Raw genomic sequence first — 9,677 nt, 5'->3', positions numbered from 1 at the left:
TTTTTTCAGTATTTTTCTCTGGCGGGGTGAATCACTTCACGCCCTGCTGAGTCGTTTGCGTTTCCGCTTTGCCGTCTCAGTGGTGGCGCATTATAGGGAGTTTATTCAGGCTGACAAGGGCTAATTGCAACTTTTTTCTCGTTCGCTGCAATTTTGAGCTAACCCGCCTGTTTTAACCCTTTTTAATGCGCTCAGGCAGGTCTGCCAGACTGTTTAACACCCAATCCGCTGCTTTTTCACCCTCTTCCGTCACGGGTTTGCCGCTGCGGACTAAAACTTTCATTCCTACACCCGCTGCCTGCGCAGCCAGCATATCTTCAACTTTATCGCCTACCATATAAGAAGCAGCCATATCGATGTTCAGATGCTGCTGTGCAGTAAGGAACATACCCGGCTGTGGCTTACGGCAGTCACAGACCTGGCGATACTCTTCTATTACTGCTTCAGGATGGTGTGGGCAAAAGTAGATGCCATCGAGATCAACATCACGGTCGGCCAGTGACCAGTCCATCCATTCTGTCAGGTACATGAACTGGTCTTCTGTAAACATGCCACGCGCAATACCGGACTGGTTAGTCACCAGCACCAGCGCATAGCCCATTTTTTTCAGTTCCTGTAGTGCTTCTATAGTACCGTCGATAAACTGGAAATCGTCGATCTGACTAACATAACCATGATCGACATTTAGCGTGCCATCACGATCAAGAAAAATAGCTGGGACGTTGTTCGCCACGTAGTAACTCCTGCTGCAAAATAGGCACGTATTATCGCATGATTGCGTAGGATGAGAGAATCACAGTTTAAGCGACCAGGATTGATTTGGACGTCTGGATGCCTTAACATCCATCACATACTATCGCCGGAACCCGGCTTTAGCAGCACCATCCACGGCTAAAATCACACGAAAAAAAATAACGTAATGATAAAACTCGAAAATATCAGCAAAGTGTTCCAACAAGGTTCACGCACTATTCAGGCGCTATCTAACGTTAGCCTGCATGTCCCCGCCGGACAGATATTTGGCGTCATCGGCGCTTCCGGTGCGGGTAAAAGTACCTTGATTCGCTGCGTGAATCTGCTTGAGCGCCCAACATCCGGACGCGTTCTGGTTGATGGCACTGACCTGACCGCCCTCAATGAACGTCAGTTAACACAGTCACGCCGCCAGATTGGCATGATCTTCCAGCACTTTAATCTGATGACGTCACGTACCGTATTCGGCAACGTCGCGCTGCCGCTGGAACTGGGCAATAACTCCAAAGAGGCTATCAAGCGTCGTGTCACTGAGTTACTGGAACTGGTAGGCCTGGCAGATAAACATGATGCATGGCCCGCTAACCTCTCCGGTGGGCAGAAGCAGCGCGTAGCCATTGCACGTGCATTGGCCAGCGATCCAAAAGTCCTGCTGTGTGATGAAGCCACCAGCGCACTGGACCCGGCAACCACCCGCTCTATCCTTGAACTACTGAAAGACATTAACCGTCGCCTTGGTCTGACAATCCTTCTTATTACTCACGAGATGGATGTAGTGAAGCGCATCTGCGATCAGGTTGCAGTGATCAGCAATGGTGAACTGATTGAGCAAGACAGCGTAAGTGAAGTGTTTTCCCATCCGAAAACCCCACTGGCCCAGCAATTCATTCAGGCAACCCTGCATCTGGATATCCCGGAAGATTACCAGCAGCGCATGAGCCAGGAAGCGAAGCCGGGCAGCGTTCCTTTATTACGTCTGGAGTTCACGGGTAAATCCGTTGATGCCCCTCTGCTGTCTGAAGCTGCACGCCGCTTTAATGTGAACAACAACATTATCAGTGCGCAGATGGACTACGCCGGTGGCGTCAAGTTCGGCATCATGCTGGCTGAAATGGGCGGATCAGATAGCGATGCGCGAGCCGCTATTAGTTGGTTGCAGGAAAATCATGTGAAGGTTGAGGTGCTGGGTTATGTCTGAAGCGATGATGTGGTTAATGGGACGCGGCATCTGGGAAACCCTGATGATGACGTTTGTCTCCGGTTTTTTCGGTTTTGTCCTCGGTCTGCCAGTCGGCGTGATGTTATACGTCACCCGTCCAGGCCAGATTCTGGCTAACCCGGCGCTGTATCGTTTTACCTCAGCAGCGGTCAACATCTTCCGTTCGATTCCGTTCATCATCTTACTGGTGTGGATGATTCCATTTACACGCGCAATTGTCGGTACATCTATTGGCCTGCAAGCAGCGATTGTTCCTTTAACTGTCGGTGCTGCACCCTTTATTGCCCGTATGGTAGAAAACGCCCTGCTGGAACTGCCTACCGGTTTAATTGAGGCCTCCCGCGCAATGGGCGCAACGCCAATGCAGATCATCCGCAAAGTGCTGCTGCCAGAAGCGATGCCAGGGCTGATAAACGCCGCTACAATTACCTTGATTACCTTAGTGGGTTACTCCGCCATGGGCGGTGCCGTAGGTGCTGGTGGTCTGGGTCAGATTGGCTATCAGTACGGTTATATCGGTTATAACGCCACAGTCATGAATACGGTATTAGTGTTACTGGTGGTTCTGGTGTATTTAATTCAACTCGGTGGCGACCGCATTGTGCGTGCAGTGTCCCATAAATAAGCAACAGCCTTTATTTCCTTTAAGGATAAATTATGTCTTTCAATTTTAAAAAGTTTGCCGCTGTGGGTGCACTGATTGGCGTTGTGGCGCTGGCAGGTTGCGATCAAAAACAAAAAGATCAAAACCACATTAAAGTGGGTGTGATTGTGGGTGCGGAACAGCAGGTTGCTGAAGCAGCACAGAAAGTCGCTAAAGAGAAGTATGGTCTGGATGTCGAGCTGGTGACCTTCAGCGATTACGTCCTGCCAAACGAAGCGCTGAGCAAAGGCGATATCGATGTGAATGCTTTCCAGCACAAACCTTACCTGGATCAGCAGATCAAAGATCGTGGCTATAAACTGGTGCCAGTCGGCAACACCTTCGTTTATCCAATTGCCGGTTACTCGAAAAAAATCAAATCACTGAATGAGCTGCAAGACGGCGCACAGATTGCTATCCCGAACGATCCAACTAACCTCGGCCGTTCACTGCTGCTGCTGGAAAAAGAGGGCTTAATCAAGCTGAAAGATGGCGTAGGCCTTCTGCCAACCTCACTGGATATCACTGATAACCCTAAACACCTGAAAATCGTTGAGCTGGAAGCACCACAGCTGCCACGTTCACTGGACGATCAACAAATTGCCCTGGCGGTCATCAACACCACCTACGCCAGCCAGATTGGTCTGACACCAGCGAAAGACGGTATCTTTGTCGAAGGTAAGGACTCACCTTACGTCAACCTGATCGTCGCACGTGAAGATAACAAAGACGCAGAGAACGTGAAGAAATTCGTTGAGGCCTATCAGTCTGACGAAGTGGCCGAAGCCGCGAACAAAATCTTCAACGGCGGTGCAGTAAAAGGCTGGTAATCCCCCCGCTTTTACTGGTTCTTCCCAGGGCGGTGATTACCGCCCTTTCTTTTATCTGCATGCCCCCCTCACTTGTTATTTTTCCTACTCCTTGCTTCAATACCCGCACTTTTAAAAACTGAGGAAGTCGCCATGCGTTTTATCCCGCTCTGCTTGTTAGCGTTATTGCTGACAGGGTGTGTTCATGAATATCACCCCATAAGCAGCGCTACTCCTGCCTCACAACACAGCAGTGAGCCTGCACGCAAACCCGCACCTCGCCCAGCCCCGGTGAAAATCTACACCGATGCCACCGATTTGGTCAGTAAGCCATTCCGCGATCTGGGTGAAGTCTCCGGTGACGATTGCCAGTCCAGCACCCAGGATTCCCCTCCGAACATTGCGACAGCACGTAAACGTATGCAGATTAAAGCCTCTAATCTGAAAGCCAATGCGGTGCTGCTGCACAAGTGCGAAATCGTCACGACCACAGCGGGTTGCTATCGCGCTGCCGTATGTCAGGGTTCGGCGCTGCAAGTTACCGATCAATGAGTGAATTTAGCTTTGCCCCGATTGGCACTATTCACTCACCGTGGAAAGAGAAATTTGCCGTACCGCGCCAGCCGGGTCTGATTCAGGATGGAGGCGGCGAGTTGCACTTGCTGCCGCCTTATAACCAGCCGGAAGCGGTTCGTGGCCTGGAAGGCTTTAGTCATCTGTGGGTGCTGTTTGTCTTTCATCAAACCATGGAAGGCGGATGGCGACCCACGGTGCGCCCACCGCGCCTTGGTGGTAATGCGCGCATGGGGGTATTTGCTACCCGTTCCACTTTCCGTCCCAATCCTATTGGCATGTCGCTGGTGGAACTTAAAGGCATTCGCTGTGATAAGCAGCAGGTGATTCTGGAGCTAGGTAGCCTCGATTTGGTCGATGGCACCCCGGTAGTGGATATCAAACCCTATCTGCCGTTTGCCGAATCCGTACCCGATGCGCAGGCAGGCTTCGCGCAGCATGCACCAGAAGCCAGTATGGCGGTCAGGTTTAGCCCCGAAGCACAGCAACAACTGGCACAACAGCAGCAGCGCTATCCCCATCTTGAACGCTTTATTGCTCAGGTTCTGGCACAGGACCCGCGCCCTGCTTACCGCAAAGCAGAGAGCGAAAGTCGGGAATATGCCGTCTGGCTACTGGATTTCAACGTCCGCTGGCGTGTCGATAGTTATGGCACTGAAGTGATTGCACTGGACCCACGTTAAAAACCCGCTTTTGGGTGCGTGAGGTCGCTGGTACACTAGCCGCCAGCAAATTTTATCGTGCGGACTTTCCGTTTATCTGGAATCTTAATCAATGCGTACTACTCAATATCTGCTCTCTACCTTAAAAGAGACGCCGTCCGATGCCGAAGTGACCAGCCATCAGCTGATGCTGCGCGCCGGGATGATCCGTAAACTTGCCTCAGGGCTTTATACCTGGCTGCCAACCGGCTTGCGCGTACTGAAAAAAGTCGAAAACATCGTGCGCGAAGAGATGGACAATGCCGGCGCGATTGAGATCTCCATGCCTGTGGTGCAACCCGCCGATCTGTGGCAGGAAAGTGGCCGCTGGGAGCAGTATGGCCCTGAGCTGCTGCGTATTACCGACCGTCACGATCGCCCGTTTGTTCTCGGTCCAACCCATGAAGAAGTGGTCACCGACCTGATTCGTAATGAGCTGAGCTCATACAAACAGTTGCCGTTGAACGTCTATCAGATTCAGACCAAGTTCCGTGACGAAATCCGCCCACGTTTCGGCGTGATGCGTTCACGTGAATTCATCATGAAAGATGCTTACTCGTTCCATACCTCGCAGGAATCGCTGCAGGAAACCTATGATGCGATGTACCGCGCTTACAGCCAGGCCTTTACCCGTATGGGCCTCGATTTCCGTGCCGTACAGGCGGATACCGGTTCAATTGGCGGTAGCGGCTCACATGAATTCCAGGTGCTGGCACAGAGCGGTGAAGATGATGTGATCTTCTCCAGCGAATCGGATTACGCGGCCAATATCGAAAAAGCAGAAGCGCTGGCACCTGCCGGTGAACGTCCGGCAGCGACACAGCCGATGACCCAGTTCGCCACGCCAAACGCCAAAACCATCGCTGAGCTGGTTGAACAGCATCAGGTACCGATCGAGAAAACGGTAAAAACCCTGATTGTGAAAGGTGCCGCAGAGAGCGGTCATGCGCTGGTGGCCCTGCTGGTTCGTGGCGATCACGAACTCAACGAAATCAAAGCTGAACATCTGGATCTGGTCGCGGCACCATTAGAGATGGGCGGCGAAGCGGAAATCCGTGCTGCTGTGGGCGCAGGCTTTGGCTCGATCGGCCCGGTTGGCCTGAACATGCCAGTGATTGCTGACCGTACCGTAGCAAAAATGAGTGATTTCTCTGCCGGTGCCAACATTGATGGTCAGCACTTCGCTGGCATCAACTGGGCACGTGATTTACCAGAAGCCCGCGTTGAAGATATTCGTAACGTGGTGGAAGGTGATCCAAGCCCAGATGGCAAAGGCACGCTGCAAATCAAACGTGGCATCGAAGTGGGCCATATTTTCCAGCTTGGCACCAAATACTCCGAAGCGATGAAAGCCGCCGTTCAGGGTGAAGATGGTCGTAATCAGATCATGACCATGGGCTGCTACGGTATCGGTATTACCCGTGTCGTTGCCGCAGCCATCGAGCAAAACAACGATGAGCGTGGCATCATCTGGCCTGCTGCATTGGCGCCATTTGAAGTTGCGATTCTGCCGATGAATATGCAGAAATCTTTCCGTGTGAAAGAAGTCGCGGAAGAGCTGTATAACGCGCTGCGTGCTCGTGGTATTGACGTCATTCTGGATGACCGCAAAGAGCGTCCAGGTGTGATGTTCGCTGATATGGAACTGATTGGCGTACCGCATACCATCGTGATTGGCGATCGTAACCTCGACAATGACGACATTGAGTACAAGTCTCGTCGCGCCAGCGAAAAAGAGATGATCAAACGCGATCAGGTGGTTGAGTTCCTCGCTACCGCACTGAACAAGTAATGATCTCGCCCCTGCCAACGCAGGGGCTTTTTTTACCGCACTTTGCCGCGTAGCGATTTGGTCTGGCTACGTTGCGCCTTCCCTTCTAACCGGCGTTCTTTTGACGCTCTGGTTGGCCGCGTGGCCCGCCGAACTTTCTCCACCACCGTCAATTCGCGAATCAAATTCAGCAAGCGTTGCACCGCAGCTTCGCGGTTCATCTCCTGACTGCGGTACTCCTGCGCTTTAATAATCACAATACCGTCTGGTGTGATTAAGTGATGGCTGGCTGCCAGCAATCTTTCTTTATAAAACTGCGGCAGTGACGACGCGGCAATATCGAAGCGTAAATGAATGGCGGTACTGGTTTTATTGACGTGTTGTCCCCCGGCACCCTGTGCGCGAATGGCGGTCAGTTCTATTTCCTGGTCGGGCAGTGATACCTGACGTGATACTACTAACATATTGTCTCCACTTGGCCCTGGTTTCAGCACGCCTGACTTAACGTTGCGTGCGGGGCAGAAATTTCAGTAACTGCGTGAAATCTGTCACTTTCCCGGATTTTAGCCACCCGAATCCCCCCTGGACAGGCTGATTATTCGCATATCCCTGTGATATAGTCGCAAATCAACCAGAGTAATGACACTCTGCTGAGGAGGTGCATGTGCAAACACAGACTCATCATGACAGGTTTGGCAGCAATAAGAATCTGCCATGCCAAATCTCTGGGGCACGCACAGCGAAACGGATGATCCAGCGGCAAATTCTGCGCTAAACTCATTTTTCAGGGAACCCGCACTGCAAACTTATAGGTGAGCGACTATGTTGACGAATGAAGCTTATAAACCCATCAACTGCGACGATTATGACAATCTGGAACTCGCCTGCATAAAACACTGGTCGATAGAGCTGAAACTGAAAGATGGTGAAACGCTAAGCGCGAAGGCTAAGGATATCCACTCACGTAAAAACGTAGAGTATCTCGCTATCGAGCTTTCCGGTGAAATCCGCGAGTTACGTCTCGATCACATTGCCAGCTTCAGCCATCCTGAGTTAGGCACCGTTATTGTCAGCGAAGAATAATCCTCTCCCTACGGATGGTAGCCTGGCTGCCATCCGCCTCCTACGGCGTTAATCCTGCATAGTAAGCCGCCAGATCAGCCCTGTCGCTGTCGCTTAATCCCGCAACAAAGGCTTTCATCACCTCCGCTTGTCCGCCACTGCGTTCACCTTTCTGATAGGCCAAGATCGCGCGATCGAGATATGCGGCATTCTGCCCCGCCAGGTTCGGGTAAAGAGGTTGCGCACTTTTTCCCTTGGCACCATGACAAGCCTGACAGGTTGCTGATTTTTGCGCACCCGCGCCTGCGTCACCTGCGGCAAAAGCCGGTAACGTCACAGCCAGTAAACCGGCTGCTAACCACTGTTTCATCATTGCTCTCCAGCGAAAACATCCCCTGAGGGGAAAATAGTTGTTATTTTTTCCAGATAGCCTGCCACCCCGAGAGCGCATTTGCCGCGCCTTCACGCGTGACAAACAGCCCCGGCGCACAAATCAGCGTCTGGTTATAATAAATTAATGGCACTCTCTCACGTTGCCATGGCGGAATATTCATCTCTTGCCACAGCTTTTTCATTTCTCGCCCACCGGATCGTCCGAGCAGATGAAAATGCCCCTGTGCCTGAAAGCGCACGCTGACTACTTCATCTGACTCTGGCCGCCGAATTTCAGGCTGCTGGCCGGTGACTAAACAGCCCAGGCCGGATGGCAGAACCAGAGCCGTGCGTTGATCCGGCCAGAACAGCACCTCATCACGTAAAGAAGGCTGTAATGGCAGCCACCACAACTGCTGACGAAAACGGCGGATTTCATAACGTCCCAGCTGCAAACGCGGCTGCGCATCTTCACGGCTCAGCATCACTTCATGCGTAATGCGCGACAATGCCGCCCGCGAGGGCATTTCCCCGCCCTGGCTGGCCACCCAGCGGCGTAGTAATGCATTGCGCCGGGCCTCGCTCATCGGCAGCAACGAGGTAAACAGCAAGCTGCCATCAGGCTGGATTAAAGCAGCCAGTTGCTCTGCTAGCAGCTCATCCAGCAGCTGTTCCTGTTCACCGCATAACGCGGCGGAACGAGAGACTGTCGCAGCAAACTGCGGCCAGCGCTGTTGTAGCTGTGGCAGGATGCACTGACGCAGGAAATTACGGTCATAACGCGTGTCCTGGTTGCTTTCATCTTCAATCCAGCGCAGTTGCCACTGTTCCGCATAGGCTTCCAGCTGTTGACGCGAGCAGTCCAGTAAAGGTCGCACTAACGGGTGCCCTGCCAGCAGCATACGCTGTGGCATCGCCGCCAGCCCTGCCGGGCCGCTACCGCGTTTCAGCGCCAGCAGCAGGGTTTCACACTGGTCATCCTGGTGCTGTGCCGTCAGCAAAGTTTCATCGGGATTCAGTGCCGCAATCATGGCGGCATAACGCGCCTGACGAGCCGCAGCCTCAATCCCCTGCGCACGACCATCCACTTCAACCTTCAACACTTCACCGGCAATTTGCCACTGCTGGCATAGTGATAAGCAGTGTTGCGCCCAGCTGTCCGCATTGGCGCTCAAGCCATGATGAACATGTAGCGCGCGGAGTGAAGCCTGTGGATGCTGCTGCTGCCATTGCACCATCAGGTGCAGTAGCACGGTGGAATCCAGCCCACCACTCAACGCCACCACTAATTTGGCATCAGGGGTAAACAGGTCTTCAGGCACAGCTTGCAACATAATGGATTCCACGGCGACAGGATAATGCGGCGCTATTTTACGCCTGATACAGCTCCAGCGGCAAACCGTCCGGATCGGCAAAGAAGGTACAGGCTTTGCCCGTTAGTGCATCAATTCGGATGGGCTCGCAGACCACCCCTTTTTCTGCCAGCTGCTGCATGGCTTGCTCAACGTCGGGCACACTAAACGCCAGATGGCGCAAGCCACAGGCTTCCGGTTGGCTCACACGCGCCGGAGGATTGGGAAAAGAGAACAATTCAATAATGTACTCGCCTTGCAAACCTAAATCGCCCTTCCATGAGTTGCGCTCGGCGCGGAAATGCTCATTCAGTAGCGTGAAGCCAAGCACATCGCAATAGAAGGCTTTGCTCCGCGCATAGTCGGAAGCGATGATGGCAATGTGATGCACATGGGTTAACTGCAGCATAAATTCTCCCTGA

At 52.7% G+C, this 9,677-nt stretch carries 12 protein-coding genes; 7 read left to right on the top strand and 5 right to left on the bottom strand.

The window, feature by feature from the left end; genetic code table 11:
- Positions 1-172 precede the first annotated feature (172 nt).
- Entirely contained in the window at positions 173-733 is a 561-nt protein-coding gene (gmhB, locus tag B880_RS0116480) for a D-glycero-beta-D-manno-heptose 1,7-bisphosphate 7-phosphatase (RefSeq protein WP_017348549.1), read from the bottom strand.
- A 186-nt stretch (positions 734-919) separates the two neighbouring features.
- On the opposite strand from gmhB, the gene metN reads away from it, so the two are divergent.
- The 6 genes from metN to proS all read left to right on the top strand — a co-directional run bounded on the left by metN (position 920) and on the right by proS (position 6,490).
- Positions 920-1,951: a methionine ABC transporter ATP-binding protein MetN gene (gene metN, locus B880_RS0116475; RefSeq protein WP_017348548.1), complete on the top strand. Its 1,032-nt coding sequence runs from the start codon at positions 920-922 to the stop codon at positions 1,949-1,951.
- The gene (locus B880_RS0116470; protein WP_017348547.1) at positions 1,944-2,597 is read left to right on the top strand and encodes a methionine ABC transporter permease MetI; all 654 of its coding nucleotides are present in this window, start codon (positions 1,944-1,946) and stop codon (positions 2,595-2,597) included. Before metN ends, B880_RS0116470 begins: the two co-directional genes overlap by 8 nt.
- A 32-nt stretch (positions 2,598-2,629) precedes the next feature.
- A complete protein-coding gene (locus B880_RS0116465; RefSeq protein WP_017348546.1) occupies positions 2,630-3,445 on the top strand; it encodes a MetQ/NlpA family lipoprotein in 816 nt (271 codons plus the stop codon).
- Between the two features lie 132 nt (positions 3,446-3,577).
- Positions 3,578-3,976, top strand: a complete 399-nt coding sequence (rcsF, locus tag B880_RS0116460) for an Rcs stress response system protein RcsF (protein ID WP_017348545.1) — start codon at positions 3,578-3,580, stop codon at positions 3,974-3,976.
- Positions 3,973-4,680, top strand: a complete 708-nt coding sequence (gene tsaA, locus B880_RS0116455; RefSeq protein WP_017348544.1) for a tRNA (N6-threonylcarbamoyladenosine(37)-N6)-methyltransferase TrmO — start codon at positions 3,973-3,975, stop codon at positions 4,678-4,680. The genes rcsF and tsaA overlap by 4 nt, the downstream gene beginning before the upstream one ends.
- Positions 4,681-4,771: 91 nt before the next feature.
- On the top strand, positions 4,772-6,490 hold the full coding sequence (proS, locus tag B880_RS0116450) for a proline--tRNA ligase (RefSeq protein ID WP_017348543.1): 1,719 nt from the start codon (positions 4,772-4,774) through the stop codon (positions 6,488-6,490).
- A 32-nt stretch (positions 6,491-6,522) separates the two neighbouring features.
- Here proS and arfB read toward each other — a convergent pair whose 3' ends face one another.
- Complete coding sequence (gene arfB / locus B880_RS0116445) at positions 6,523-6,933, bottom strand: alternative ribosome rescue aminoacyl-tRNA hydrolase ArfB (RefSeq protein ID WP_017348542.1); 411 nt, start codon at positions 6,931-6,933, stop codon at positions 6,523-6,525.
- A 358-nt stretch (positions 6,934-7,291) separates the two neighbouring features.
- Between arfB and rof the strand changes: the two genes are divergently transcribed.
- Positions 7,292-7,552: a Rho-binding antiterminator gene (gene rof / locus B880_RS0116440; protein ID WP_017348541.1), complete on the top strand. Its 261-nt coding sequence runs from the start codon at positions 7,292-7,294 to the stop codon at positions 7,550-7,552.
- 40 nt (positions 7,553-7,592) lie between these two features.
- Here the strand turns inward: rof and B880_RS0116435 are convergent, their stop codons facing one another.
- From B880_RS0116435 to B880_RS0116425, 3 genes are read right to left on the bottom strand one after another with little or no spacing between them, the layout of a single operon-like run.
- Complete coding sequence (locus B880_RS0116435; RefSeq protein WP_017348540.1) at positions 7,593-7,901, bottom strand: c-type cytochrome; 309 nt, start codon at positions 7,899-7,901, stop codon at positions 7,593-7,595.
- 43 nt (positions 7,902-7,944) lie between these two features.
- Positions 7,945-9,237 carry a tRNA lysidine(34) synthetase TilS gene (tilS, locus tag B880_RS0116430; protein ID WP_017348539.1) on the bottom strand — a complete coding sequence of 431 codons (1,293 nt, stop codon included), beginning with the start codon at positions 9,235-9,237 and terminating at the stop codon, positions 7,945-7,947.
- A gap of 37 nt (positions 9,238-9,274) precedes the next feature.
- Positions 9,275-9,664, bottom strand: a complete 390-nt coding sequence (locus tag B880_RS0116425) for a VOC family protein (RefSeq protein ID WP_017348538.1) — start codon at positions 9,662-9,664, stop codon at positions 9,275-9,277.
- Positions 9,665-9,677 lie beyond the last annotated feature (13 nt).

It is taken from the genome of Pantoea sp. A4, assembly GCF_000295955.2.
Classification (GTDB): Bacteria; Pseudomonadota; Gammaproteobacteria; order Enterobacterales; family Enterobacteriaceae; genus Pantoea; species Pantoea multigeneris.
Note: the sequence above shows the minus strand (reverse complement) of the source record. Positions and strands in the feature narration are given on the sequence as shown.